Here is a 24,345-nt window from a genome sequence, read left to right on the forward strand (position 1 = left end):
GAGGGGTGTCCGGTTCGGCGGACGGCATCGGGCGGTACGCACCGCAAGCCCGGGAGGAAAAGCCATGAAGGCGCATGACGGCATGTACATCGGCGGCGAATGGCGGCCCGCCGAGGGCCGGGACACCATCGCGGTCGTGAACCCGGCGGACGAGCGGATCATCGCGCACGTACCCGCCGGCACGGCGGCTGACGTGGACGCGGCGGTACGCGCCGCCCGCGCCGCGTTCCCCGGCTGGGCGGCCACCCCGCCCGCCGAGCGGGCCGCCCTGATCGGCGCCCTCCGCGACGCGCTCGCCGCCCGCAAGGACGAGATCGCCGAGACCGTCACCGCCGAACTGGGCTCGCCGCTCGCCCTGTCGCAGGCGGTGCACGCCCGGGTGCCCGTGCTGGTCGCCGGCTCGTACGCCGAACTGGCCGCCAGCCACGCCTTCGAGGAGAAGATCGGCAACTCCACCGTCCACCACGAGCCGGTCGGCGTGGTCGGCGCGATCACCCCGTGGAACTACCCGCTGCACCAGATCGTCGCCAAGGTCGCCCCGGCCCTCGCGGCCGGCTGCACCGTCGTCCTCAAGCCCGCCGAGGACACCCCGCTCACCGCCCAGCTCTTCGCCGAGGCCACCGCCGACGCGGGTCTCCCGGCCGGCGTGTTCAACCTGGTCACCGGCCTCGGCCCGGTCGCCGGGCAGGCGCTCGCCGAGCACGGGGGCGTCGACCTGGTCTCCTTCACCGGCTCGACCGCCGTCGGCAGGCAGATCGGCGCCACCGCCGGCGCCGCCGTCAAGCGGGTCGCGCTGGAACTCGGCGGCAAGTCCGCCAACGTCATCCTGCCCGGCGCCGACCTCGCCAAGGCCGTCAACGTCGGCGTCGCCAACGTGATGTCCAACTCCGGCCAGACGTGCAGCGCGTGGACCCGGATGCTGGTCGACGCCGACCGCTACGAGGAAGCGGTGTCGCTCGCGGTCACCGCCGTCGCCAAGTACGTGCCCGGCGAGCGGGTCGGCCCCCTCGTCAACGCCAAGCAGCAGGCCAGGGTGCGCGGTTACATCGAGAAGGGCGTCGCCGAAGGCGCCCGCCTGGTCGCCGGAGGGCCCGAAGCACCGCGCGAGCAGGGCTACTTCGTCAGCCCGACCGTCTTCGCCGACGTCACGCCGGAGATGACGATCGCGCAGGAGGAGATCTTCGGCCCGGTCCTGTCGATCCTCAAGTACGAGGACGAGGAGGACGCCCTGCGCATCGCCAACGGCACCGTCTACGGGCTGGCCGGCGCGGTCTGGGCGGCCGACGAGGAGCAGGCCGTCGCCTTCGCCCGCCGGATGGAGACCGGCCAGGTCGACATCAACGGCGGCCGGTTCAACCCGCAGGCGCCCTTCGGCGGTTACAAGCAGTCCGGCGTCGGGCGCGAACTGGGGCCGCACGGCCTCTCCGAGTACCTGCAGACCAAGTCCTTCCAGTTCTGAGCCCGGTCTCCGGGCGGCAGCGGGCCGCCCGGAGCCGGACGGGGCCGGGCCGCCGCACCCCGGGCCCGGTTCCGTCCTCCCGCCGACGATCACCGCCGATCAGCTAGGAGTCTGTTCGTGGTTCGCGCCGCCGTACTGTCCGCCGTCGGAGCTCCGCTGGAGATCACCGACATCGAACTCCCCGCCACCGGCCCCGGCCGGGTGCGGATCAAGCTCGCCGCAGCCGGGGTGTGCCACTCCGACCTGTCGCTGTCCAACGGCACCATGAACCTCCCCGCCCCCTGCGTCCTCGGCCACGAGGGCGCGGGCACCGTCCTGGAGGTCGGCGAGGGCGTCACCCATGTCGCCCCGGGCGACGAGGTCGTCCTCAACTGGGCCCCCTCGTGCGGTGCCTGCTACCAGTGCGGCATCGGCGAGGTGTGGCTCTGCGCCGACGCGCTGAAGGGCGCGGCCGACATCCACGCCCGGCTGGCCGACGGCACCGAACTGCACCCCGGCCTCAACGTCGCCGCGTTCGCCGAGGAGACCGTCGTCGCCGCGAAGTGCGTCCTGCCCGCGCCGTCCGGCATCGCCCTCGCGGACGCCGCCCTGCTCGGCTGCGCGGTCCTCACCGGATACGGCGCGGTCCACCACTCGGCGCAGGTGCGGCCCGGCGAGAAGGTCGCGGTCTTCGGCGTCGGAGGGGTCGGCCTGGCCGTCATCCAGTCCGCCCGGATCGCCGGGGCGTCGCAGATCGTCGCGGTCGACGTCTCTCCGGAGAAGGAGGAACTGGCCCGGCTGGCGGGCGCCACCGACTACGTCGTCGCCTCCCCGACCACCCCGCGCGAGATCCGCAAGCTCACCGGCGGCCAGGGCGTGGACGTCTCGGTGGAGTGCGTCGGGCGCGCCACCACCATCCGTACCGCCTGGGAGTCCAGCCGGCGCGGCGGCCGCACCACCGTCGTGGGCATCGGGGGCAAGGACCAGCAGGTCACCTTCAACGCCCTGGAGATCTTCCACTGGGGCCGCTCGCTCACCGGCTGCGTCTACGGCAACAGCGTGCCCGAGCGGGACCTCCCGGTGCTCGCCGAGCACATCCGGGCGGGCCGCTTCGACGTCTCCTCCATGGTCACCGAGCGGATCGGCCTGGACGGCATCCCGGCCGCCTTCGAACAGATGGTGGCGGGCAAGGGCGGGCGCGCCCTGGTGACCTTCTAGGCCCTCGGGGGCCGTTCCCGGACGGGCCCGCGGGGGCCCGTCCCGGACGCGGGAGGAGGCCGGGCCCGTCGCACCCGGGCCCGGCCTCCTCCCGGTGGTGCGCCCTACGGCCGGCCGCGCTCGCCGACCGGCGCCCCGGCGTCCGCTGTCCCGGACTCCCCGACGCCGGAGGGTTGTGCAACCGCCTCCACCACCGGCACCGCCCCCGTGCTCCCGGACCGCCCCGTGCTCCCGGTCCGCCGCCGGGCGCGGGAGACGGCCACCCCGGCGAGGCAGAGCATCCCGCCCACCACGGCGAGCGGTGCCGGAACCTCGTCCAGCAGCACCCACGCCATCAGCACCACCAGGGCCGGCACGGCGTAGGTGGTGGCCCCCATCCGGCCCGCCGTGGTGCGCGCCAGCGCGTACGCCCAGGTGGTGAAGGCCAGAGCGGTCGGGAACACGCCCAGATAGACCATGTTCAGCGTCGCGGACAGCGGGGCGTCGGCGGCGTCCGCGATCAGCGCCCCGGTGAACGGCAGGCAGGCCGCCGTGCCGATCAGACAGCCGAAGGTCGTGATCTGGAGCGCCGACCCGTGCCGCAGCGCGGGCTTCTGGCTCACCACCCCGGCCGCGTACACCACCGCCGCCAGCAGGCAGAGCAGCACGCCGAGGACCGACGAGCTCCCGTGCCCGGACATGGCCAGTCCCACCACCGCCGCGCCCGCGAACGACACCGCCATGCCGACGACCAGCCTGCGCGGCAGCCCCTCGCCGAGCAGCCGGGCCCCCAGCAGCGCGATCAGGATCGGTCCGATGTTCACCACCATCGCCGCCGTGCCCGCGTCGACCTCCTGCTCGCCCCAGTTCAGCGCCACCATGTACAGCCCGAACCACAGCAGCCCCGACGCGACGATCCCCGGCCAGGCGCCCCGCCCCGGCAGGCCTTCGCGGCGTATCAGCAGGAACGTGCCCAGCACCAGCGACCCCGACAGCAGCCGTCCCAGTGCCAGCGCGCCGGGGGAGTACGCCTCACCGGCGCTGCGGATCGCCACGAAGGCGGAGGCCCAGAGGACCACGGTGGTGCCGGCGGCCGCGAGGGCCCGCCAGTCGCGGACCGGAGGGTGCCCGGCGTCGGGCACCGGGGTGGGTGTCGTCGTCATGACCACGACGGTACGGCCGCGACGCTTCGGTACCTACCGAATAGTTTCGGCGCGAACGCCCAGCAGATCCCGCAGCGCCGACTCCCCGTCCGGGGTCGCCCGCACCGCCCGCCCGGAGCCGATCCGGACGCACCAGCCCTGCTCCAGGGCGTGGCCGCAGAGCGCGGCGCCCGCGACCCCGGCCAGGTGTGGGCGCCGCTCCGTCCAGTCCAGGCAGCCCCGCGCCAGGGGCCGCCGCCCTCCCGCCGGCAGGGCGGCGCCGAGCGCCGCGAACCAGCCGATCCCGTGGTCGGTGAGGGCGAAACCCGTCTCCTGCCGCAGCAGCCCCCGCGCGGTCATGGCGTCGGTGATCGCGATCCCCAGCCGCCCGGCGAGGTGGTCGTAGCAGGTGCGCCCCCTGGCCAGCGCGTCGGCCACGGTGGCGGCGCGGAGGCTCCGCGGCGGTTCCTGCGGGCCGCCCGCGAGGGCCTGCCCGGTCAGCTCCTCGATCAGCCGGGCAGCGCGCTCGTCGGCGAGCCGGACGTACCGGTGCCGCCCCTGCTTCTCCCCGGTCAGCAGGCCGCCCGCAACCAGCTTCGCCAGGTGCTCGCTGGCGGTGGAGGGCGCCACCCCGGCGTGCCGGGCCAGTTCGCCGGCGGTCCAGGCGCGGCCGTCGAGCAGCGCCAGGCAGAACGCGGCCCGGGTTTCGTCGGCCAGCAGCGAGGCCAGGGCGGCGAGGCGGGCGGCGGCCGGACCGTACGGTGTCGTGGGTGCCATGCCGTCCAGGGTGCCTCAGCCGGTCTTCGGCGACCGCCGAACCGTCCCGGCGAGCACCGTCCGCTCGTACTGAAGGGCCAGTCCGTCCAGCAGGGCCCGCAGCCCCGTGGTGAACGCGCCCTCGTCGACCTGCTGCCGGTGCTCGGCGAGCCGGTGGGCCTGGCCGAGGTGCGGATAGTCGGCGGGGTCGTACGCCGTCTCGTCGTCCACGAACCCCCGGGCGAACGAGCCGAGCGCCGAGCCGGTCACGAAGTACCGCATCAGCGCCCCGATGTGGGTGGCCTGCGCGGGCGGCCAGCCCGCCTCCACCATGGCGCCGAACACCGCGTCGGCGACCCGAAGACCGGCCGGCCGGCGCCCCGGGCCCTGCGCCAGTACGGGAACGATGTGCGGGTGCGCGGAGAGCGCGGCGCGGTAGGAGACGGCCCAGTCCCGCAGCGCTTCCCGCCAGTCGCGCGGGTCGGCGGCGTCGAACATGGAGAGATCGACCTGTGCGGAGACGGCGTCGGCCACCGCGTCGAGGATCTCGTCCTTGTTGCGGAAGTGGTTGTAGAGCGAGGGACCGCTCACTCCGAGTTCGGCGGCCAGACGCCGGGTCGAGACGGCGTCGAGCCCTTCCGCGTCCACGAGCGCGCTCGCCGTGACGACGATGCGTTCTCTGCTGAGGAGGGGCTTGCGCGGTCGGGCCATGCGGCACATAGTAGGCCCTGCGACCAAGAAACTAGCAGTGCTAATTAAAAGGAGTGCGGCGCGATGGACCTGGCGTTGACCGAGGAGCAGGAGGCCGTACGGGAGCTCGCCCGGGACTTCGTGGCCCGCGAGATCACCCCGCACGTCGTGGAGTGGGACCGCGCCGAGAACGTCGACCGGTCGATCGTGAAGAAGCTGGGCGGCCTCGGCTTCCTCGGCCTCACCGTCCCCGAGGAGTACGGCGGCTCCGGCGGTGACCACCTCGCGTACTGCCTGGTGACCGAGGAGCTCGGGCGCGGCGACTCGTCCGTGCGCGGCATCGTCTCCGTCTCCCTCGGCCTCGTCGCGAAGACGATCGCCGCCTGGGGCGACGAGGAGCAGAAGCGCCGCTGGCTGCCCGGCCTCACCGGCGGCGACGCCATCGGCTGCTTCGGCCTCACCGAGCCCGGCACCGGCTCCGACGCGGGGAACCTGACCACGCGGGCCGTGCGGGACGGCGACGACTACGTCATCAACGGCGCCAAGATGTTCATCACCAACGGCACCTGGGCCGACGTGGTGCTGCTCTTCGCCCGCACCAACGACACCCCCGGCCACAAGGGCGTCTCCGCCTTCCTGGTCCCCACCGACACCCCCGGCCTCTCCCGCACCACCGTCCACGGCAAGCTGGGCCTGCGCGGCCAGGCCACCGCCGAACTCGTCCTGGAGGACGTCCGGGTCCCCGCCTCCGCGCTCATGGGCCCCGAGGGCAAGGGCTTCTCGATCGCCATGTCCGCGCTGGCCAAGGGCCGGATGTCGGTCGCGGCCGGCTGTGTCGGCATCGGCCAGGCCGCGCTCGACGCCGCCGTCGGCTACGCGGGCGAGCGCGAGCAGTTCGGCAAGCCGATCGCGAGCTACCAGCTCGTCCAGGAGCTGATCAGTGACATCGCCGTGGACGTGGACGCCGCCCGCCTGCTGACCTGGCGGGTCGCCGACCTCGTCGACCGCGGCCTGCCCTTCGCCACCGCCGCCTCCCAGGCCAAGCTGTTCGCCTCCGAGGCCGCCGTCCGCGCCGCCAACAACGCCCTCCAGGTCTTCGGCGGCTACGGCTACATCGACGAGTACCCGGTCGGCAAACTCGTCCGCGACGCCCGCGTGATGACCCTCTACGAGGGCACCAGCCAGATCCAGAAACTGATCATCGGCCGGGCGCTGACGGGGGTCTCGGCGTTCTGACGGGGTGAGGCCCAAGGTGCTGCTCACCCGCTGAGTACGCAACTGAGTACCCACGCGGATGCCCCGCACCCCGCACCGGCGGATGCTGTGCGGCATGAGTGATTCGACATCGGTCAAGCAGCAGAGCACCGCGGCCTTCTACGGTCAGGCGGTGGCCTCCTTCGGAGTGGCCATGGGCGCCGTCGCGCTCGGGATCTACTCCCTCGACGCGGACGGCTGGGTGCGCGGCTTCCTCGCCATCGGCGTCCTGTACCTCGTGACCTCCGCCTTCACCCTCGCCAAGGTCATCCGGGACCGGCAGGAGGCGGGACAGATCGTCAGCCGGGTCGACCAGGCGCGGCTGGAGAAGATCCTCGCCGAGCACGACCCCTTCCAGAAGCTCTGAGTCCGGACCGCACCGGAACCGACTCGTCCGACCCCAGCCCGTCCGGGACCCGTCCGTCCGGCCCCCGCCCGCACCGGAACCCACCCCTCCGGCCCCCGCCCCGCCTCGTCCACCGGTACAGGACGACATGCGGCGGGGGCCTCGGTATGCGTCGCGATCTTCCCGCCGTCACCCCTAAGCGCTTGCTCAGGTTCGGGGTATGGTGTTCGTCCTGCAGGTGTTCGTCCTGCGCGCGGACGGTCCGCGGACGGAGAGGGGCACGTGAGATGAGTACGGCGGAGGAGACCGAGGGCGAGGGTCAGGCCGAGGACACGCCCTGGGCCGAGGTGACCCCCGAGGCCGCCCGGCGGCTGCTGGTCGCGGCCGTCGAAGCCTTCGCCGAGCGCGGTTACCACGCCACCACCACGCGGGACATCGCCGGCCGGGCCGGTATGAGCCCCGCGGCGCTCTACATCCACTACAAGACCAAGGAAGAGCTGCTCCACCGGATCAGCCGCATCGGCCACGACCGGGCGCTCTCCCTGCTGGACTCTGCGGCCGAGGGTGACGGGACCGCCTCCGAGCGGCTGGCGCTCGCCGTGCGGTCCTTCGTCCGCTGGCACGCCGACCGGCACGCCACCGCCCGCGTCGTGCAGTACGAACTCGACGCCCTCGGTGACGAGCACCGCACCGAGATCATCGAACTGCGGCGCAAGAGCGACGCGGTGGTGCGGCGGATCATCCAGGAGGGCGTGGATGCCGGGGAGTTCGACGTCCCCGACGTCCCCGGCACCGCCCTCGCCGTGCTGTCGCTCTGCATCGACGTGTCCCGCTGGTTCAACGCCCAGGGCAGCCGTACCCCGGACGAGGTCGGCGCGCTCTATGTGGACCTGGTGCTGCGCATGGTCGGGGCGCCCAAGACCTCGGGCGCGGCCGGCGCCTGAAGTCGGCCGGTGGCGGCCGGTGGCGGCACGGGCGAACGTCCGGGCGGGAGTGCCGTCCGGACGTTCGCAGACGCGTACGGTGCGCCCCGGTGGCGTCCGGTCGGCGCGGACTCCGGGGCCTCCGAGTGGCTAGAAGTAGTACCGCGACACGGCCTCGGCGACGCAGACCGGCTTGTCGGAACCCTCGCGCTCGACGGTGACGGTCGTCGTCACCTGCACCCCGCCGCCCGCCTCCTCGACCGCCGTGAGGACCCCGGTGGCGCGGACCCGCGACCCCACGGGCACGGTGGCGGGGAAGCGGACCTTGTTGGAGCCGTAGTTGATGCCCATCTTGACCCCCTCCACCCGCAGGATCTGCGGGACCAGTGCGGGCAGCAGCGACAGCGTCAGGTAGCCGTGCGCGATGGTCGTGCCGAACGGGCCGGCCGCCGCGCGCTCGGGATCGACGTGGATCCACTGGTGGTCGCCGGTGGCCTCGGCGAACAGGTCGATCCGCTTCTGGTCGATCTCCAGCCAGTCGCTCTGCCCGAGCTGTTCGCCCACGCCCTCGCGCAGCTCCTGTGCGGACGTGAAGATCTTCGGCTCTGCCATGGTGCTGGTCCCTGCCTTCCGGCTCGCTGCTAGGTGTCCAAGTAGGTATCTAAGCGCTTGCTCAGCATGCGGGGGAGGGGGGTTCCTGTCAACGATCGTGCGTCCTCCCGCCCGTCGTCCCGTGGGCCGGACGCCGGTCGGGCGGCGACGGGACGACGGCCGGGCGGTGCGGGAGTGCGCGGGCGCAGTAGGTTCGGGGGCGTGCCGCAGATCCCGCAGTCACTTCACGAACTCACCGTCGGACAGCTCTCGGCCCGCAGCGGCGCCGCTGTGTCGGCCCTGCACTTCTACGAGTCCAAGGGCCTCATCCACAGCCGCCGCACCAGCGGCAACCAGCGCCGGTACACGCGCGACGCGCTCCGCCGGGTCGCGTTCGTACGCGCCGCCCAGCGGGTGGGCATCCCGCTGGCCACGATCCGGGAGGCGCTGGCGGAACTCCCGGAGGAGCGCACGCCGACCCGCGAGGACTGGGCCCGGCTGTCCGCCGCGTGGCGGGCCGAACTGGACGAACGGATCGCCCAGCTCGGCCGGTTGCGCGACCACCTCACCGACTGCATCGGCTGCGGCTGCCTCTCGTTGGAGACGTGCGTGCTCTCCAACCCGGACGACGTGAGCGGCGACCGCATCAGCGGCTCCCGCCTGATGCCGGAACGCAGGCACGGGGGAGCGGCCCTCCGCTCCGACGTCCCAGGCTCCGACGCCCCGCGCCACACGGACGGCCCGGCCGCCGGCTGACCCGCACGGCGAGGAGCGGGCCGTACGCAGGAGGCCGTCGGCCGCGAGCCCACGGGCGGGCGGCCCGGCCGGGTCCGTACGAGCCCCGCTGCCCGGAGCCCGTACGGGGGGTGTGCGCCCGCGCGCGGCCCCGGTCAGGCGGCCGAGGCCAGACTCCGGTGCAGGGCACGGGACTTCGCCAGTGCCCCGGTGGTCAGCACCGGCGGCGGGACGACCACGCCGCAGCCCGTGCAGACCGGGCCGGCGGACGGTTCGTGGTCCAGGCCCTGGCGCCAGACGATGCCGGTCTCCGCGCAGACCGGGCAGGAGGTGCCGGGCTCCCGGCCCAGCGCCTTGATCAGCCGCCGCAGTACCACCGGCAGCGGCGCGGACGGGTGGTTCTCCGGATCCTCGCAACGCGCCACCCCGTTGCCGCCCCAGGTCCGCCGGTGCCAGTCGTCGAACGCGGCCGGGCGCCGGAGCCCGTCGTGCTTCTCACGCCGCCGGCGCTCCGCGAAACCCGCCTCGTACGCGAGCCAGACGGCCCGCGCCTCCTCCAGTTCGGCCAGCGCGCCGAGCAGTCGCGCCGGTTCGGGGGCCCGGTCCTCGGGTTCGATCCCGTGCCGGGCGCACAGATGGTCCCAGGTCGCCCGGTGCCCGTACGGGGCGAACCGTTCCAGACATTTGCGCAGTGAGTACCGTCGCAGGGCCAGATCTGCCCTCGGGTCGCGGACTTGTCTCGCAAGACTTCGGAAACCGGCCATGACACTGCCACCTCCGTCATTCGTGCTTCGGCGTCATGGGATGGACGTACGCCTGCCCGTTTCGGATCCATCGAAAGGTGTTTTCGTCCACGGATCGGGACGCCGCACGACAAACCGGTGGCCGAAGGGGCGGCCCGGCCCGCCGCAGGCGCTCCGGGCGAGCGGAAAGCGGCCGGTCCGACCCGCCCGGACCTCTGGCCCCGGCCGCCCGGACCTCTGCCCCGGCCGCCCGCACCCTTGGTCCCGACGCGGCCCGCCCGGACCTCTGGCCCCGGCCCCGGCCGCCCGGACCCTTGGTCCCGACGCGGCCCGCCCGGACCTCTGGTCCCGACGCGGCCCGCGTCGGAACCGGCCGCCGGGGTCCGGTGGCCCCGCCCCGCCGGGAGGGCCGCCCCCGCCCCCGCCCGTCAGCCGCCGTAGCGCAGGTACTTCTTCCGCTTCTTGCGGAACGCGGCGAGCTCCGCCGACCAGGCCGCCACCACCTCGTCCGTCGTGGCGCCCGCGTCGATCATGGTGCGCACCAGGGTGCCGCCGGTGAGCCGGTCGATCGCGAGGTCCGGACGCCAGCCGAAGCCGCTCCAGGTGGCCTTCGCGGTGACCAGCAGCCCGATGCCGGTGCGGACCGGGTCGAAGATCTCGCGGTCCTGGACGTGCACCTGCACCCCGCCGACCGTCACACCCTGGAACTTCGAGAAGGTCGGCGCGAAGTACGCCTCGCGGAAGGCGACTCCGGGCAGTTCCAGCGCGTTGGCGGCGGCGGCCCAGCGGTGGTCGACGCCGTCCGCGCCCAGCAGTTCGAAGGGCCGGGTGGTGCCCCGCCCCTCGGAGAGCAGGGTGCCCTCGAACATGCAGGTGCCGGAGTAGACCAGGGCGGTGTCGGCGGTCGGCATGTTGGGGCTCGGCGGCACCCACGGCAGCCCCGTGGTGTCGAAGAAGTCCGAGCGCCGCCACCCCGACATCGTGACGACGTCCAGCTCGACCGGCCGCTCGGCGAAGAACTCCGCGTTGAAGAACAGCGCCAGCTCCGCCACCGTCATCCCGTGCGCCTGCGCGATCTCCCGCCGACCCACGAACGACCCGAACTTCGGGTCGAGCACCGGACCGAGCGCCGCCCGTCCCGTCACCGGGTTCGGCCGGTCCAGCACCACGAACCGCTTTCCGGCGAGCGCGGCCGCCTCCATGCAGTCGTAGAGCGTCCAGATGTACGTGTAGAAGCGCGCGCCGACGTCCTGGATGTCGAAGACGACCGTGTCGACGCCGGACGCGGTGAAGACGTCCGCGAGCGGCTGACCGCTCTTCAGATACGTGTCGTAGACCGGGAGCCCGGTCGCCGGGTCGTCGTAGCGGCCCTCGGAACCGCCCGCCTGCGCGGTGCCCCGGAAGCCGTGCTCGGGGCCGAAGACTGCGGTCAGGTCCACCCGGTCGTCCGGGTGCATCACGTCCACGATGTGCCGCACGTCGGCGGTCACCCCGGTGGGGTTGGTGACGACACCGACCCGCTGCCCGTCGAGCAGCCGGTACCCGTCGGCGGCCAGCCGGTCGAATCCGGTACGCACGCGGGGGCGGGTACGGCCCCGTGCGGCGGCGCTCGCCGTGCCGCTCGCCGCGGTCGCGGCGAGCGCGCCCAGGCCGCCGCCGGCCGCCAGCACACCACGTCGGGTCAGGCTCATCGGGCTACCTCCATGATCGCGCTGCATGTCATGGTCATGCACGCTAGCGCGGGCCCCGCCCCGACGGAACGACCCCGCACCGGCGGGTTCCCGGCCGTACGCCCGCGTGAGCCGTACGCCGCGAAACCGGGACGCCCCCCGCCGGCGGCGCCGTCCCGACCCTCTCGTACCCCTTCCCGGATCACATACCGACTGGTTAGTCTGCCGGTGAAGTCGCTGAGAAAGGGCGGGACCCCGATGAGTACGGTGCAGGGCGCTGGCGTAGTGGTGACGGGGGCGGGAGGCGGCATCGGAGCCGCTCTGGCCCGGAAGTTCGCGGCGGGAGGGGCCCGGGTCGTCGTCAACGACCTGGATCTCGCGCGCATCGCGCCACTCGCGCAGGAGATCGGGGGGACGGCGGTCGCCGGGGACGCCTCCGGCATCGTGGACGAGGCCCGCGACGCCCTCGGCGGCACCGTCGACGTCTACTGCGCCAACGCCGGGCTGTCGTCCCCCGGCGACGCCTTCGCCGACGAGGAGGTGTGGGCCGCCGCCTGGGACGTCAACGTGATGGCCCACGTCCGCGCGGCCCGCGCCCTGCTGCCCGAGTGGCTGGAGCGCGGCAGCGGCCGGTTCGTCTCGACGGCGTCCGCCGCCGGACTGCTGACGATGATCGGCGCGGCCCCGTACAGCGTCAGCAAGCACGGTGCGGTCGCCTTCGCCGAGTGGCTCTCGCTGACCTACCGGCACCGCGGGATCAAGGTCCACGCCATCTGCCCGCAGGGGGTCCGCACGGACATGCTCACCTCCGCCGGCTCGGCGGGCGAACTCGTCCTCGCGCCCGGCGCCATCGAGCCGGAAGCCGTCGCCGACGCGCTGTTCGAGGCCATCGACGAGGACCGCTTCCTGGTCCTGCCGCACCCCGAGGTCGCCGACTACTACCGCACCCGCGCCGAGGAACCCGACCGCTGGCTGGGAGGCATGAACCGCTTGCAGCGCACTTGGGAGAAGGGGGGCCGCGCATGACCGGCTCGATCTACGCGGCCCAGCCGTGGCTCGGACTGCTCACCGAGGCGCAGCGCGCCCCGCTCCATCCTGCCGAGACGATGGTGCACGCCCTCCGCGAGGCCGTCGACCGCGCCCCGGACCACCCGGCGCTCGCCTACTTCGACGGCGCGCTGACCTACCGCGAGACCGACGCGCTCTCCGACTCGGTCGCCGGCCACCTGGCAGCCCGCGGCGTCCGGCGCGGCGACCGCGTCGCGATCATGCTGCAGAACACCCCGCACTTCGTCCTCGCCCTGTTCGGCGCGTGGAAGGCCGGGGCCACCGTCGTCCCGCTCAACCCGATGTACAAGTCGGGCGAGGTCGCGCACGTCCTCGACGACGCCGCCGTGACCGCGCTGGTCTGCTCGGACCGGGCCTGGGAGTCCTATCTGCGGGAGACCGCCGCGGGCGCCCCGAGCGTCACCGTCGCCCTCACCGCCTGCGAGCTCGACCTGCAGACCGCGAACGACCCGCGGGTGCTCGGCTTCGAGCGGCTGCCCGTCCCCGCGGACGCCGACGACCTGGTCGCGGCGGCCAGGGCCGGCCATGCCGCCCCGGCGGGCCGGGTGCCCGCCGCCGCGGACACCGCCCTCATCAGCTACACCTCGGGGACCAGCGGAGCCCCCAAGGGAGCCATGAACTCCCAGGGCAACATCATGGTCAACGCCGAACGCCAGCGGGCCGGGCACCCGATCGCCGAGGGCTCCGCCTACTTCGCGCTGGCTCCGCTCTTCCACATCACCGGGATGGTCTGCCAGCTCGCGGCGTGCGTCGCCAACGCCGGCACCCTCGTGCTGACCTACCGGTTCGAGGCGAGCGTCGTCCTGGAGGCGTTCGCGGCCCACCGCCCCGCCTACACCGTCGGCCCGTCGACCGCCTTCATGGCGCTCGCCGCCCACCCCGACGCCACCCCCGACCACTTCTCCTCCTTCCAGGTCATCTCCTCGGGCGGGGCCCCGCTGCCGCCCGCGCTGGTGGAGAAGTTCCGGTCCGGCTTCGGCCCGTACCTGCGCAACGGCTACGGGCTCACCGAGTGCACCGCCCCCTGTGCCGCCGTCCCCGCCGAGCGTGAGGCGCCCGTGGACCCGGTCTCCGGCACGCTGTCGGTGGGCGCCCCCGGCCCCGACACGGTGGTCCGCATCCTCGACGAGAACGGCGCGGAGGTGCCGTTCGGGGAGACCGGCGAGATCGCGGTGCGCGGCCCGCAGGTCGTCTCCGGCTACTGGAACCTCCCCGAGGCCACCGCCGCCGCCTTCCCCGACGGCGAACTGCGCACCGGCGACATCGGCTTCATGGACGCCGAGGGCTGGCTGTACGTCGTGGACCGCAAGAAGGACATGATCAACGCGTCCGGCTTCAAGGTCTGGCCCCGCGAGGTCGAGGACGTGCTCTACACGCACCCGGCGGTGCGCGAGGCCGCGGTCGTCGGCGTCCCCGACCCGTACCGCGGCGAGACGGTCCGGGCCTACGTCAGCCTCCGCCCCGGCGCGTCCGCGGCGCCCGAGGAACTGGGCGCGTACTGCAAGGAGCGGCTCGCCGCGTACAAGTACCCGCGGCAGGTCGAGATCCTGGCCGAGCTGCCGAAAACCGCGAGTGGGAAGATCCTCAGGCGGGAACTGCGCACCCCCGCCCGCAACGGCTGACGCGCGAGACGAAGGGAAGGTGGCGGCGATGGCCAAGGCGACGGAGGGGACTGGGGCCCCCGTCCCCCAACGGCTGCTGGCCGCCGCCACCCGCCTCTTCGCGGAGCAGGGGTACGACCGCACCTCCGTCCAGGAGATCGTCGAGGCGGCCGGCGTCACCAAGGGCGCGCTCTACCACTACTTCGGCTCCAAGGAAGACCTCCTGCACGAGGTCTACGCCCGGGTGCTGCGGCTCCAGCAGGAGCGGCTGGACGCGGTCGCCGACCTGGCGGCCCCGGTCGAGGAGCGACTGCGCAGGGCCGCCGCCGACGTGGTGGTCACCACCATCGAGAACCTCGACGACGCCTCGATCTTCTTCCGATCGATGCACCAGCTCAGCCCGGAGAAGAACAAGCAGGTCCGCCAGGAGCGCCGCCGCTACCACGAGCGGTTCCGCGCGCTGATCGAGGAGGGCCGGCGGGCCGGTGTCTTCTCCGACGCCAGCCCGGCCGACCTGGTGGTGGACTACCACTTCGGCTCGATCCACCACCTCTCCACCTGGTACCGCCCCGACGGCCCGCTGACCAAGCAGGAGGTCGCCGACCACCTGGCCGACCTGCTGCTACGGTCCCTCCGGCCGTAGCGGCCCGCCCGGCACGGCTGCTGCCCGCTCCACCCACGGGTGGAGCGGGCAGCAGCCGTTTCCCGGTCCGGACAGGCGCGGCGGGCAGGCGCGTCCCCACACGCCTGCCCGCCGCACCCCCGGGGCCGGGTCCGAGCACGTCCGAGCACGCCCGGACGCGTCGGACCGTCAGAGGTAGCGCTTGATCTCCCGGCGGGCCAGCGAGCGCTGGTGCACCTCGTCCGGGCCGTCCGCGAGCCGCAGCGTCCGCGCCGCCGCCCAGAGCTCGGCCAGCGGGTAGTCCTGGCTGACGCCGCCGGCGCCGTAGAGCTGGACGGCGGTGTCGAGGATGTCCACCACCGCGCGCGGCGTCGCGATCTTGATGGACTGGATCTCGGTGTGCGCCCCCTTGTTGCCCACCGTGTCCATCAGCCACGCGGTCTTGAGCACCAGCAGCCGCAGCTGCTCCACCGTCACCCGGGCGTCCGCGATCCAGTTCTGCACCACGCCCTGCTGGGCGAGCGGCTTGCCGAAGGCGTTGCGCGCCACCGCACGCTCGCACATGAGCTGGATGGCCCGCTCGGCCATGCCGATCAGCCGCATGCAGTGGTGGATGCGGCCCGGACCCAGCCGCGCCTGGGCGATGGCGAAGCCGCCGCCCTCCTCGCCGACCAGGTTCGACGCCGGTACCCGCACGTCGTCGAAGACCACCTCGGCGTGCCCGCCGTGGTAGTGGTCCTCGTAGCCGTACACCCGCATGGCGCGCTTCACTTCGAGGCCCGGGGTGTCGCGCGGGACCAGGATCATCGACTGCTGGCGGCGGACGTCCTCGCCGTCCGGGTCCGTCTTGCCCATCACGATGAAGATCTGGCAGTGCGGGTTCATCGCCCCGGAGATGTACCACTTGCGCCCGTTGATGACGTAGTCGTCGCCGTCGCGCGTGATGCGGGTCTCGATGTTGGTGGCGTCGGACGAGGCGACGTCCGGCTCCGTCATGGCGAACGCGGAACGGATCTCACCGGCCAGCAGCGGCTCCAGCCACTGCTTCTTCTGCGCGTCGGAGCCGAACTGCGTCAGCACCTCCATGTTCCCCGTGTCGGGCGCGGCGCAGTTGACCGCCGTCGGCGCCAACTGCGGGGAGCGGCCGGTGATCTCGGCGAGCGGCGCGTACTGGAGGTTGGTGAGCCCGGCCCCGTACTCCGCGTCCGGGTGGAACAGGTTCCACAGCCCCTGCCGGCGCGCCTCGGCCTTCAGCTCCTCCACCACCGGCGGGTTGTCCCACGGCGAGGCGAGCGCCGCGCGCTGCTCGTCGGCGACCTTCTCGGCCGGGTACACGTGCTCGTCCATGAACGTGAGCAGCTTGGCGCGAAGCTCCTCGGTACGGGCGTCGAATGCGAAGTCCATGCGGGTGTTCAGCCTTCCTGGAGGGTGGTGAGGCCGTGCTCGATGAAGACGGGGACGAGGTCGCCGATGCGGTCGAAGCCGGCTCCGACGGTCTGGCCCAGGGTGAAGCGGTAGTGGATGCCCTCCAGGATCACGGCGAGCTTGAACCACGCGAACGCCGTGTACCAGGAGAGGGCGGAGGTGTCCCGGCCGGAACGGGCCGCGTAGCGCTCGATCAGCTCGGCGGGCGAGGGGTGGCCCGGCGCGCCGCTGCTGGTGGAGACGGGGGAGTCCGGCAGACCGATGTCGGAGCTGTACATGATCAGCAGTCCGAGGTCGGTGAGCGGGTCGCCGAGGGTGGACATCTCCCAGTCCAGCACGGCCTTGACCGTGTCGTCGGCGCCGACGAGGGCGTTGTCCAGCCGGTAGTCGCCGTGGACGACGGTGGGTGCGGGGGAGTGCGGCAGCGAGCGCCCGAGCGCCGCGTGCAGTTCGTCGATGCCGGGCAGCTCGCGGTTGCGCGAGGCGTCCAGCTGCTTGCCCCAGCGCCGGAGCTGACGGTCGAGGAAGCCCTCCGGCCGCCCGAAGTCGCCCAGGCCGACCTCCGCCGGGTCCACCGCGTGCAGGTCGACGAGGGTGTCGACGAGGCCCAGCACGATCTTCCGGGTGCGCTCGGGGCCCAGCGGCACCAGCTGCTCGGCGGTCCGGAAAGGGGTGCCCTCCACGAACTCCATGACGTAGAAGGGCGAACCGATCACCGAGTCGTCCTCGCACAGCAGCAGCGGCTCCGGCACCGGCACGGCCGTCGGGTGCAGCCCGCTGATCACCCGGTGCTCACGCTTCATGTCGTGGGCGGTGGCCAGTACGTGCCCCAGCGGCGGCCGCCGCACCACCCACCGGCCGACCCCGTCGGTCACGGTGTACGTGAGGTTGGAGCGCCCGCCCTCGATGAGCCGCACGTCGAGCGGCCCGCCGACCAGGCCCGGCAACTCGCGGTCGAGATGACCGCGCAGCCGATCGGGGTCGAGACCTGGCGGGGAGACTGGACTCATGGTGTGCGCACCTCCGGGGCGGGGATCGGTGTGCCCATGATGCCGACCAGTCGGTATGTCGTCCAGAGAGTGACCCGAATCCAGTGGTGTGATCTTGCGCCCCACGCCCTGCGGGAACGGTGGCGCGCCGCCGCGCGGGCGGCTCCACGCCGGGGGAAGGCGCGACGACCTGGTTTCCAGTCACCGTCTCGTCGTCAGTCCCCACAACTCCCGATGATCAACGGTGGTCGTCCTGGACGAGACAGAACGGGTGCCCCGCCGGATCCGCGAAGATGCGCCAACTCCGCTTACCGTCCCCCTCGTCAAGCAGTGTGGCGCCGCGCTCGAGGACGTCTCTCTGGGCTTGTTCCAGATCCTCGACCCCCAGGTCGAGGTGGAACTGCTGGGGGCGGGCGGGATCCCGCCACCGCGGTGGTCGATGGTCCTCGACGCGTTGGAAGGCCAGCACGGGCCCACCGTCGGTGTGGAGCGTCGCCCAGCCGTCGCCGAGCGACCACCGCGCATCCGGCTGGTTCACCACGCCGCCGAGCAGCGACTGGTAGAACCGGGACAGCTCCACGACATCGGCACAGTCCAACACCACACACTGCAGCTTCGCGATCACGAAAGGCAGCGTCCCACGACGCTTGATCACGGTCTACGGTGGGAGTGTCAAAGCCCTTGGAGCACTTGTGCGCCGTGCCACTGCGCGGGCTCCCCGGCCGGGTTCACGGCCGTCCGTCAGAACAGCATGGCCGCCGCGAACACCGCCAGCGCGACCGTGCACGCGGTCACCGCCAACGCCCGGCGTGGCGTGAGCGCCGGCGGCCGGGCGGCGTCCGTCTCGGTCACCCGGCGGTGGGCGGTCAGCAGGAACCCCAGCCAGGCCAGCGCGGAGAGGGCGAGCGCGACCACGGCCGCCGGGCCGGTACCGCCGTGCAGCGCCTGCCGCCCCGCGAGCAGCGCCACCACCGTGCAGGACAGCGTGGTGCGCCGCCAGGCCAGCCGGGTTCGCTCCGGCTGCAGTCCGGGATCGCGGACCGGCAAAGTACCGGGATCGGTCACCGGCCCTCCCAGCCGAACAGGACCACCACCACCATCGCCAGCGCGACGACCGCGACGACCAGGCTCAGCAGGGTCGGGAACCGGGAGACCGGCAGATCCTCGCCGCGCCGTATCGCACGTTCGCACCGCACCCAGTGGTTGACCGCCCGCAGCGCGCAGAGCACCCCGGCCGCCAGCAGCCCGAGTGCCAGTCCCGCCCGCACGCCCCACGCCAGCTCCGGCAGGAACTGGTCGACCGCGAACCCGCCGCCGATGAGAGCGAGCGCCGTCCGGATCCAGGCGAGGAAGGTCCGCTCGTTGGCCAGCGAGAAACGGTAGTCCGGCGTCTCGCCCTCGTCCCGGATCCGCTGCGGGGCCCACCACAGCCGCAGACTTCGTACCAAAGCGTTCACGGGCGAACCCTAGCCGCAGGCCACGGCGCACACGGGCCCGGTCCGCGGCGCAGACCGGGCCGGTCCGATCCGCGCGCCGGGCCGGCCGGTTCCGGTGCGCGGACCCGTTCAGCGGCCCCGGAACTCCCGCAGCCGCCGGTACGCCTCCAGCCCGTCCGGCACCCACCGCCACCCGTCGATCCGCGCCGCCACCTCGGCGTCGGTGAGGAAGGCGTGCCACGCGACCTCCTCGGGCTGCGGCTCCACCGGCAGCTCGCACCGCACCTGGTAGACGGACGACCACCAGGAGTGGGCGCCGTCCTCGTAGAGGAACCTGAAGAGCGGCTCGGGCCGGGGCAGCCCCGACACGCCCAGCTCCTCCTCCGCCTCGCGCAGCGCCGCGTCGTCGTAGGACTCGCCTGCGCCGACCACCCCGCCGACGAACATGTCGTAGTGCGAGGGGAAGACCATCTTGGTGTCGGTCCGCCGGTGCACGAAGACCCGGTTCCGGGCGTCCCTGGCCTCGATGAACACGCAGCGGTGGCGCAGGCCCTTCGCGGTCGCCTCGCCGCGCGGGGCCCGCCCCACCACCACGTCCGTCTCGTCGACGATGTCCAGCATCTCGTCCGCAGGGTTCATGGCCACATCCAACAACACGCCCGCCGCACCGCCCCGCCGCCTCCTCAGGGACGGTCCTCGGGCAGCGGCCGGATCACCTCGTCCTCGCGCACGCCCCTGGAGCCCTCGGGCATCGCCGGGTGCAGGCCCAGCAGCACGATGCCGCCGACGATCGCCGCCAGCCCCGCCGCCTGTACCGCCAGCGCCAACGGACCGGTCCGCACCTGGTCGCCCAGGAAGCCGATCCCGCAGGCGATCCCCGCCAGCGGCTGGGCGGCGGTCAGCGCCGGCAGCGACAGCCGCAGCGGGGCCATCTCGAACGCGCTCTGCACCAGCACCAGCCCGGTCACGCCGAGCACCAGCACCGCGTACGGCTGCCAGCTCGTCAGCGCCGCCGCCCAGCCGTCGTCCGACAACCGCTGCCCGCTGACCCGGGTCAGCGCGTCCTGCAGTCCGTAGAGCAGGCCCGCCGCGACCGCCAGCAGCGCGGGTGTGAGGCCGGGGCTCGCGTGCCGGGCGCCGACCGTCAGCAGCAGCGCCAGCCCGGCCACCACCCCGATCACCAGCCAGTACCGCAGCGGTTCCTGCACCTCGTCGCCGCCCTTCGGCCGGCCAGCGAGCAGGAAGGCGGCGACCCCGCCCGCCAGCAGCCAGAGGCCCGCCCAGCCCTGCCGGCCCAGCCGCCGTTTGGTGCGGTGCCGGGTGAGCGCCATGGCGAAGAGCAGATTGGTGGCGAGCAGCGGCTCCACGACGGACACCTCGCCCCCGCCGAGCGCCAGCGCTCCCAGGATCATGCCGCAGGCCATCAGCCCGATCCCGACCAGCCAGCTCCGCACCTTCATCAGGTCGAGCAGCAGCCGGGGGGAGAGGAAGTCGCTCATCGGGGCGTGACGGGCCGCGTCCTGCTGGAGGACGAAGCCGGCGCCCAGACACGCTGCCGCGCCCAACGCGAGTACGACGACCAGCAACGACACGGTCTCTACCTCGGATCGGGCCGGGTGGACGGGACTGTCCGTCCGACGATAGCCCGCAGCAGGCGGCGGAGCCGGAGAAGTGCCGCCGACCGGGCGGTTGACGCGGCGGCGGGCGGTGCCCAAGATCTGACGCAGCACCCGACGCGCGAGTAACTTCGCGGCCCGCACCACCGGGCGCGTCCCGTGTGCCGTCCCCCGCACACCGCTCCCGGCCCCGCGCGGGCCCGACGGGGCCCGTACGGGCCCGGCAAGGATGGAACCATGGCGTACGACGCCGACGTGATCGTGATCGGGGCGGGCCTCGCCGGGCTGGCCGCCACCGCCGAACTGGTCGACGCGGGCCGCTCGGTGATCCTGCTGGACCAGGAACCCGAGCAGTCGATCGGCGGCCAGGCGCACTGGTCCTTCGGCGGACTGTTCCTGGTGGACTCGCCGGAGCAGCGCCGGTTCCGGATCAAGGACAGCCGGGAGCTGGCCCTGCAGGACTGGTTCGGCACCGCGGGCTTCGACCGGGCGGAGGACCACTGGCCCCGGCGCTGGGCGGAGGCGTACGTCGACTTCGCCGCGGGCGAGAAGCGGTCCTGGCTGCACGCCCAGGGGCTGCGGCTGTTCCCCGTCGTCGGCTGGGCCGAGCGCGGCGGGTACGACGCCGGCGGGCACGGCAACTCCGTCCCCCGCTTCCACATCACCTGGGGCACCGGCCCCGGCGTCGTCGCCCCGTTCGAGCGGCGGGTGCGCGAAGGCGTGGCCCGCGGCCTCGTACGGTTCGCGTTCCGCCACCGGGTCACCGGCCTCGCGGGCACCGCCGGGGCGATCGACACCGTGACCGGCGAGGTGCTGGAGCCGAGCGCCGCCGGGCGCGGCACCGCGAGCAGCCGCGTCGCCACCGGCGCGTTCGAACTGAAGGCGCAGGCGGTGATCGTGACCTCCGGCGGCATCGGCGGCAACCACGACCTGGTCCGCGCCCAGTGGCCGGCGCGGCTCGGCACCCCGCCGCGGACCATGCTCTCCGGAGTGCCGGCCCACGTCGACGGGCTGATGCTCGGCGTCGCGGAGAAGGCGGGCGCCCACCACATCAACCGCGACCGCATGTGGCACTACACCGAGGGCATCGAGAACTGGGACCCGATCTGGGCGCGGCACGGCATCCGCATCCTGCCCGGCCCCTCCTCGCTCTGGTTCGACGCGCGCGGCAAGCGCCTCCCGGTGCCGCTCTTCCCCGGCTTCGACACGCTCGGGACGCTGGACCACATCATGAAGTCCGGCCACGACTACACCTGGTTCGTGCTGGACCAGCGGATCATCGGCAAGGAGTTCGCCCTCTCCGGATCCGAACAGAACCCCGACCTGACGGGGAAGTCCGTACGGGACGTGTTCGTCCGGGCCCGCGCGGACGTCCCCGGACCGGTCAAGGCGTTCATGGACCGGGGGGTCGACTTCGTGGTGGAGGACGACCTCGGGGCCCTGGTCCGCGGCATGAACGCGCTGACCGGCGAGGACCTGATCGACGAGGAGGACCTGCGGCGCGAGATCACCGCCCGGGACCGGGAGATCGCCAACCCGTTCACCAAGGACCTCCAGATCACCGCGGTACGGGGAGCCCGCAGCTACCTCGGCGACAAGCTGATCCGCACCGCGAAGCCGCACCGCATCCTCGACCCGAAGGCCGGACCGCTGATCGCCGTGCGGCTGCGCATCCTCACCCGCAAGTCCCTCGGCGGTCTGGAGACCGATCTGTCGTCCCGCGTCCTGACCGGCGACGGCACCCCGCTGGCGGGGGTGTACGCGGCGGGCGAGGCGGCGGGCTTCGGCGGCGGCGGGGTGCACGGCTACCGCTCGCTGGAGGGCACCTTCCTGGGCGGCTGCATCTTCTCCGGCCGCACCGCGGGCCGCGCGGCGGCTCGGGCCACCGGCTGAGGGCGCGGGCCGGGGGGCCCGGTGGGCCGGGAAAGCGGGCCCGCCGGGCGGCGGGGCGGCGACGGGAATCCGCCCGCCGTCCCCCGTACCGCCGCCGGCCCGCCCCTCACGCCCGCCGGACCACCCGGAACCGTTCCGCGACGACCAGTGTGTCGTCGTCCACCGTGAACTGCGGGTCGCCCAGCGCCTCCCGCATCTCCTCGCCGTGCCAGAAGCTCTCGTGCCCGGCCCGCCACTCGGCCACCGACGTGTACCCCTCGCCCTCGTCCAGGGCGTGCTGGAGTCCGATGTCGCCGAGCCGTACGACGCGTACCTCCGTCACCTCGACCACCGCGACCTCCCGGCCGTCGGAGTCGATGAGCGCCGAGCGTTCGCCCACCGGCGGCAGTTCCTCGCCCTCCGCCTCGTACTCCGCGAGCAGCCCCGAGGTGGACACCTTCTCGCCGGACAGGACCGCCGCGACCAGCTGGTCGCGCAACGGGCCGGGGAACGCCAGCAGGAAGGGTTTCAGCGGTTCGTGATCATCCATCGGGTCAGTCTCGCAGGCGGCGGTGCCCGCGCGGCACGGACCCCGCACCCGCCCCTGGTGGTCCCGGTCCGCCGAGTGGTGCAATGTCCCGGTGAACTCCCCTCCGCCCGACGCCGAACGGCCGCCCGACGCCGAACGGCCGCCCGACGCCGAACGGCCGCCCGACACCGAACGGCCACCCGGCTCCGGACGCTCGCCCGCGCCCGCACGGGCTCCCCGCGCCGAGGGTGCTCCCGTCGGCCGCCGGCTCGTGCTCGGGATGCTCGGGCTCGGCGTCGCCGGGGTGGCCGCCGCCCCCGCGCTCCAGCGGGCCGTGGAATCCGGGCTCGGTGCGCTGGCCGCCGAGGACCCCACCGGCCTGACCGGCCTCCTGCCCAACGGCGGCGGCTTCCGGTACTACTCCGTGGCCTCGTCCGTCCCCCGACGCGGCCCGGAGGACTACCGCCTCACCGTCGACGGCCTGGTGGACCGGCCCGCCACGTACACGCTGGACCGGCTCGCCGGACTGCCGCAGACCCGCACGGTCCGCGACGTGCAGTGCGTGACCGGGTGGCGGGTGCCCGCGACGCCCTTCGAGGGCGTCCGGCTGTCGGAGCTGCTCGACGCGGCAGGCGTCCGCCCCGGCGCGAAGGCCGTCCGCTTCACCTGCTTCGACGGGACGTACAGCGAGAGCCTGACGCTGTCCCAGGCCCGCCGGCCCGACGTCCTGGTCGCCACCCGGATGAAGGACGCGCCGCTCTCCCACGCGCACGGCGGCCCGGTCCGGCTCTACGTGGCTCCCATGTACTTCTACAAGTCGGCGAAATGGCTCTCCGGGATCACCGTCACCGACGCGGTGCGCCCCGGCTACTGGGAGGAACTCGGCTATGACGTCGACGCCTGGGTCGGACGGTCCAACGGCCGCGACGACGCCCCCACCGTCTGAGCCGCGCCCCGGCCGGGACACCGGGAGCGGACCGGAACCCGTACGGACCCCCGGTCACGACGTCGGCCACGACGGTGACCGTGTCCACGCCCCCGGCTCCCGCACGTCCGGCCCTCGCACGTCCGGCTCCCGCAGCTCCGGCTCCCGCACCCCCGGCCGGGTCCTCCGGTTCAGCCGCGCCGAGCGCTTCGTGCACCGCGCCACCGCCGGGCTGACGCTGCTCTGCGTGGTGACCGCCGCGTTCCTCTACGTCCCCGGCCTCGCCCAGCTCGTCGGCCGCCGCCACCTCGTGGTCACCGTGCACGAGTGGTCCGGGCTGCTGATCCCCGTACCCCTGCTCGCCGGACTGGTGTCGCGGGCGCTGCGGGCCGACCTGTCCCGGCTCAACCGGTTCGGGCCGCACGACCGGCAGTGGCTGAGGGCCGCGCTGCGCCGGGACCGGAGGTACGCGTCCCGGCCGGCGGGCAAGTTCAACGCCGGGCAGAAGCTGTACGCGGGCTGGATCGCCGGAGCGGTCCTCGTGATGCTCGGTACCGGGCTCGCGATGTGGTTCACCGGCCTCGCCCCCCTCGTGGTGCGGACCGGCGCCACCTTCGTGCACGACTGGCTGGCGCTCGCCGTCGGCGTGGTGATCGCCGGGCACATGGCGAAGGCGCTCGCCGACCCGGAGGCACGCCGTGGCATGCGCACCGGGTCGGTCGAGCGCCTCTGGGCCCGCCGGGAGCACCCGCTGTGGCGGGACTCCGAGGAGTGACG

26 protein-coding genes are annotated in these 24,345 nt (G+C 73.6%); 12 read left to right on the top strand and 14 right to left on the bottom strand.

The window, feature by feature from the left end:
* Positions 1-64 precede the first annotated feature (64 nt).
* Together Q0994_RS21750 and Q0994_RS21755 are read left to right on the top strand one after the other, a co-directional pair.
* A complete protein-coding gene (locus Q0994_RS21750) occupies positions 65-1,459 on the top strand; it encodes an aldehyde dehydrogenase family protein (RefSeq protein WP_299537602.1) in 1,395 nt (464 codons plus the stop codon).
* Between the two features lie 117 nt (positions 1,460-1,576).
* Positions 1,577-2,656 carry a zinc-binding dehydrogenase gene (locus Q0994_RS21755; protein WP_299537603.1) on the top strand — a complete coding sequence of 360 codons (1,080 nt, stop codon included), beginning with the start codon at positions 1,577-1,579 and terminating at the stop codon, positions 2,654-2,656.
* Positions 2,657-2,760: 104 nt separating this feature from the next.
* Here the strand turns inward: Q0994_RS21755 and Q0994_RS21760 are convergent, their stop codons facing one another.
* From Q0994_RS21760 to Q0994_RS21770, 3 genes are read right to left on the bottom strand one after another with little or no spacing between them, the layout of a single operon-like run.
* Entirely contained in the window at positions 2,761-3,798 is a 1,038-nt protein-coding gene (locus tag Q0994_RS21760; RefSeq protein WP_299537604.1) for a DMT family transporter, read from the bottom strand.
* 33 nt (positions 3,799-3,831) lie between these two features.
* Complete coding sequence (locus tag Q0994_RS21765) at positions 3,832-4,554, bottom strand: helix-turn-helix transcriptional regulator (protein WP_299537605.1); 723 nt, start codon at positions 4,552-4,554, stop codon at positions 3,832-3,834.
* 15 nt (positions 4,555-4,569) lie between these two features.
* Positions 4,570-5,244 (bottom strand): TetR/AcrR family transcriptional regulator, encoded by a 675-nt coding sequence (locus Q0994_RS21770; RefSeq protein WP_299537606.1) that lies wholly within the window; start codon positions 5,242-5,244, stop codon positions 4,570-4,572.
* Positions 5,245-5,307: 63 nt separating this feature from the next.
* Here Q0994_RS21770 and Q0994_RS21775 point away from each other — a divergent pair, with 63 nt between their 5' ends.
* From Q0994_RS21775 to Q0994_RS21785, 3 genes are all read left to right on the top strand, one after another.
* A complete protein-coding gene (locus Q0994_RS21775) occupies positions 5,308-6,459 on the top strand; it encodes an acyl-CoA dehydrogenase family protein (protein ID WP_299537607.1) in 1,152 nt (383 codons plus the stop codon).
* 94 nt (positions 6,460-6,553) lie between these two features.
* Positions 6,554-6,844, top strand: coding sequence for a YiaA/YiaB family inner membrane protein (locus tag Q0994_RS21780; RefSeq protein ID WP_299537608.1), 291 nt, complete (start codon positions 6,554-6,556; stop codon positions 6,842-6,844).
* 266 nt (positions 6,845-7,110) lie between these two features.
* Positions 7,111-7,767, top strand: a complete 657-nt coding sequence (locus tag Q0994_RS21785) for a TetR/AcrR family transcriptional regulator (protein ID WP_299537609.1) — start codon at positions 7,111-7,113, stop codon at positions 7,765-7,767.
* A gap of 129 nt (positions 7,768-7,896) precedes the next feature.
* Here Q0994_RS21785 and Q0994_RS21790 read toward each other — a convergent pair whose 3' ends face one another.
* Positions 7,897-8,358, bottom strand: coding sequence for a MaoC family dehydratase (locus tag Q0994_RS21790; RefSeq protein WP_299537611.1), 462 nt, complete (start codon positions 8,356-8,358; stop codon positions 7,897-7,899).
* Between the two features lie 201 nt (positions 8,359-8,559).
* Between Q0994_RS21790 and soxR the strand changes: the two genes are divergently transcribed.
* A complete protein-coding gene (gene soxR, locus Q0994_RS21795; protein WP_299537613.1) occupies positions 8,560-9,093 on the top strand; it encodes a redox-sensitive transcriptional activator SoxR in 534 nt (177 codons plus the stop codon).
* A 134-nt stretch (positions 9,094-9,227) separates the two neighbouring features.
* On the opposite strand, the gene Q0994_RS21800 is transcribed toward soxR, so the two are convergent.
* Positions 9,228-9,836 carry a hypothetical protein gene (locus Q0994_RS21800; protein WP_299537614.1) on the bottom strand — a complete coding sequence of 203 codons (609 nt, stop codon included), beginning with the start codon at positions 9,834-9,836 and terminating at the stop codon, positions 9,228-9,230.
* A 407-nt stretch (positions 9,837-10,243) separates the two neighbouring features.
* Positions 10,244-11,506: a DUF1343 domain-containing protein gene (locus Q0994_RS21805; protein ID WP_299537615.1), complete on the bottom strand. Its 1,263-nt coding sequence runs from the start codon at positions 11,504-11,506 to the stop codon at positions 10,244-10,246.
* A 237-nt stretch (positions 11,507-11,743) separates the two neighbouring features.
* Between Q0994_RS21805 and Q0994_RS21810 the strand changes: the two genes are divergently transcribed.
* The 3 genes from Q0994_RS21810 to Q0994_RS21820 are packed head-to-tail and all read left to right on the top strand — an operon-like array spanning position 11,744 to position 14,797.
* Positions 11,744-12,511: an SDR family oxidoreductase gene (locus Q0994_RS21810; RefSeq protein ID WP_299537616.1), complete on the top strand. Its 768-nt coding sequence runs from the start codon at positions 11,744-11,746 to the stop codon at positions 12,509-12,511.
* Positions 12,508-14,175 (top strand): AMP-binding protein, encoded by a 1,668-nt coding sequence (locus tag Q0994_RS21815; protein WP_299537617.1) that lies wholly within the window; start codon positions 12,508-12,510, stop codon positions 14,173-14,175. Before Q0994_RS21810 ends, Q0994_RS21815 begins: the two co-directional genes overlap by 4 nt.
* 28 nt (positions 14,176-14,203) lie before the next feature.
* Entirely contained in the window at positions 14,204-14,797 is a 594-nt protein-coding gene (locus Q0994_RS21820) for a TetR/AcrR family transcriptional regulator (RefSeq protein ID WP_299537618.1), read from the top strand.
* A gap of 168 nt (positions 14,798-14,965) precedes the next feature.
* Here the strand turns inward: Q0994_RS21820 and Q0994_RS21825 are convergent, their stop codons facing one another.
* The 7 genes from Q0994_RS21825 to Q0994_RS21855 all read right to left on the bottom strand — a co-directional run bounded on the left by Q0994_RS21825 (position 14,966) and on the right by Q0994_RS21855 (position 20,218).
* A complete protein-coding gene (locus Q0994_RS21825; protein ID WP_299537619.1) occupies positions 14,966-16,180 on the bottom strand; it encodes an acyl-CoA dehydrogenase family protein in 1,215 nt (404 codons plus the stop codon).
* An 8-nt stretch (positions 16,181-16,188) separates the two neighbouring features.
* The gene (locus Q0994_RS21830) at positions 16,189-17,211 is read right to left on the bottom strand and encodes a phosphotransferase family protein (protein ID WP_299537620.1); all 1,023 of its coding nucleotides are present in this window, start codon (positions 17,209-17,211) and stop codon (positions 16,189-16,191) included.
* Positions 17,212-17,428: 217 nt separating this feature from the next.
* Complete coding sequence (locus Q0994_RS21835; RefSeq protein ID WP_299537621.1) at positions 17,429-17,815, bottom strand: VOC family protein; 387 nt, start codon at positions 17,813-17,815, stop codon at positions 17,429-17,431.
* 116 nt (positions 17,816-17,931) lie between these two features.
* Positions 17,932-18,255: a DUF202 domain-containing protein gene (locus Q0994_RS21840; RefSeq protein WP_299537622.1), complete on the bottom strand. Its 324-nt coding sequence runs from the start codon at positions 18,253-18,255 to the stop codon at positions 17,932-17,934.
* A complete protein-coding gene (locus Q0994_RS21845; protein WP_299537623.1) occupies positions 18,252-18,647 on the bottom strand; it encodes a YidH family protein in 396 nt (131 codons plus the stop codon). Before Q0994_RS21845 ends, Q0994_RS21840 begins: the two co-directional genes overlap by 4 nt.
* A gap of 108 nt (positions 18,648-18,755) precedes the next feature.
* Positions 18,756-19,265 carry an NUDIX hydrolase gene (locus tag Q0994_RS21850; RefSeq protein ID WP_299537624.1) on the bottom strand — a complete coding sequence of 170 codons (510 nt, stop codon included), beginning with the start codon at positions 19,263-19,265 and terminating at the stop codon, positions 18,756-18,758.
* 44 nt (positions 19,266-19,309) lie between these two features.
* A complete protein-coding gene (locus Q0994_RS21855; protein WP_299537626.1) occupies positions 19,310-20,218 on the bottom strand; it encodes a DMT family transporter in 909 nt (302 codons plus the stop codon).
* 261 nt (positions 20,219-20,479) lie between these two features.
* Between Q0994_RS21855 and Q0994_RS21860 the strand changes: the two genes are divergently transcribed.
* Positions 20,480-22,135 (top strand): FAD-binding dehydrogenase, encoded by a 1,656-nt coding sequence (locus Q0994_RS21860; protein ID WP_299537627.1) that lies wholly within the window; start codon positions 20,480-20,482, stop codon positions 22,133-22,135.
* A 106-nt stretch (positions 22,136-22,241) separates the two neighbouring features.
* Here the strand turns inward: Q0994_RS21860 and Q0994_RS21865 are convergent, their stop codons facing one another.
* The gene (locus tag Q0994_RS21865) at positions 22,242-22,664 is read right to left on the bottom strand and encodes an ASCH domain-containing protein (protein WP_299537628.1); all 423 of its coding nucleotides are present in this window, start codon (positions 22,662-22,664) and stop codon (positions 22,242-22,244) included.
* A gap of 259 nt (positions 22,665-22,923) precedes the next feature.
* Between Q0994_RS21865 and Q0994_RS21870 the strand changes: the two genes are divergently transcribed.
* Both Q0994_RS21870 and Q0994_RS21875 read left to right on the top strand, forming a co-directional pair.
* Positions 22,924-23,589 (top strand): molybdopterin-dependent oxidoreductase, encoded by a 666-nt coding sequence (locus Q0994_RS21870; protein ID WP_299537741.1) that lies wholly within the window; start codon positions 22,924-22,926, stop codon positions 23,587-23,589.
* Positions 23,590-23,779: 190 nt separating this feature from the next.
* A complete protein-coding gene (locus Q0994_RS21875; RefSeq protein WP_299537629.1) occupies positions 23,780-24,343 on the top strand; it encodes a cytochrome b/b6 domain-containing protein in 564 nt (187 codons plus the stop codon).
* Positions 24,344-24,345: the final 2 nt, after the last annotated feature.

Source organism: uncultured Streptomyces sp., assembly GCF_947488945.1.
In the GTDB taxonomy this organism is placed as follows: domain Bacteria; phylum Actinomycetota; class Actinomycetes; order Streptomycetales; family Streptomycetaceae; genus Streptomyces.

Excerpts from the sequence above, each read along its gene's own strand:
- Q0994_RS21750 (WP_299537602.1), top strand. The coding sequence starts at position 65 with ATGAAGGCGCATGACGGCATGTACATCGGCGGCGAATGGCGGCCCGCC.
- Q0994_RS21760 (WP_299537604.1), bottom strand. The coding sequence starts at position 3,798 with ATGACGACGACACCCACCCCGGTGCCCGACGCCGGGCACCCTCCGGTC.
- Q0994_RS21765 (WP_299537605.1), bottom strand. The coding sequence starts at position 4,554 with ATGGCACCCACGACACCGTACGGTCCGGCCGCCGCCCGCCTCGCCGCC.
- Q0994_RS21770 (WP_299537606.1), bottom strand. The coding sequence starts at position 5,244 with ATGGCCCGACCGCGCAAGCCCCTCCTCAGCAGAGAACGCATCGTCGTC.
- Q0994_RS21775 (WP_299537607.1), top strand. The coding sequence starts at position 5,308 with ATGGACCTGGCGTTGACCGAGGAGCAGGAGGCCGTACGGGAGCTCGCC.
- Q0994_RS21780 (WP_299537608.1), top strand. The coding sequence starts at position 6,554 with ATGAGTGATTCGACATCGGTCAAGCAGCAGAGCACCGCGGCCTTCTAC.
- Q0994_RS21785 (WP_299537609.1), top strand. The coding sequence starts at position 7,111 with ATGAGTACGGCGGAGGAGACCGAGGGCGAGGGTCAGGCCGAGGACACG.
- Q0994_RS21790 (WP_299537611.1), bottom strand. The coding sequence starts at position 8,358 with ATGGCAGAGCCGAAGATCTTCACGTCCGCACAGGAGCTGCGCGAGGGC.
- Q0994_RS21800 (WP_299537614.1), bottom strand. The coding sequence starts at position 9,836 with ATGGCCGGTTTCCGAAGTCTTGCGAGACAAGTCCGCGACCCGAGGGCA.
- Q0994_RS21805 (WP_299537615.1), bottom strand. The coding sequence starts at position 11,506 with ATGAGCCTGACCCGACGTGGTGTGCTGGCGGCCGGCGGCGGCCTGGGC.
- Q0994_RS21810 (WP_299537616.1), top strand. The coding sequence starts at position 11,744 with ATGAGTACGGTGCAGGGCGCTGGCGTAGTGGTGACGGGGGCGGGAGGC.
- Q0994_RS21815 (WP_299537617.1), top strand. The coding sequence starts at position 12,508 with ATGACCGGCTCGATCTACGCGGCCCAGCCGTGGCTCGGACTGCTCACC.
- Q0994_RS21820 (WP_299537618.1), top strand. The coding sequence starts at position 14,204 with ATGGCCAAGGCGACGGAGGGGACTGGGGCCCCCGTCCCCCAACGGCTG.
- Q0994_RS21825 (WP_299537619.1), bottom strand. The coding sequence starts at position 16,180 with ATGGACTTCGCATTCGACGCCCGTACCGAGGAGCTTCGCGCCAAGCTG.
- Q0994_RS21830 (WP_299537620.1), bottom strand. The coding sequence starts at position 17,211 with ATGAGTCCAGTCTCCCCGCCAGGTCTCGACCCCGATCGGCTGCGCGGT.
- Q0994_RS21850 (WP_299537624.1), bottom strand. The coding sequence starts at position 19,265 with ATGAACCCTGCGGACGAGATGCTGGACATCGTCGACGAGACGGACGTG.
- Q0994_RS21860 (WP_299537627.1), top strand. The coding sequence starts at position 20,480 with ATGGCGTACGACGCCGACGTGATCGTGATCGGGGCGGGCCTCGCCGGG.
- Q0994_RS21865 (WP_299537628.1), bottom strand. The coding sequence starts at position 22,664 with ATGGATGATCACGAACCGCTGAAACCCTTCCTGCTGGCGTTCCCCGGC.
- Q0994_RS21870 (WP_299537741.1), top strand. The coding sequence starts at position 22,924 with ATGCTCGGGCTCGGCGTCGCCGGGGTGGCCGCCGCCCCCGCGCTCCAG.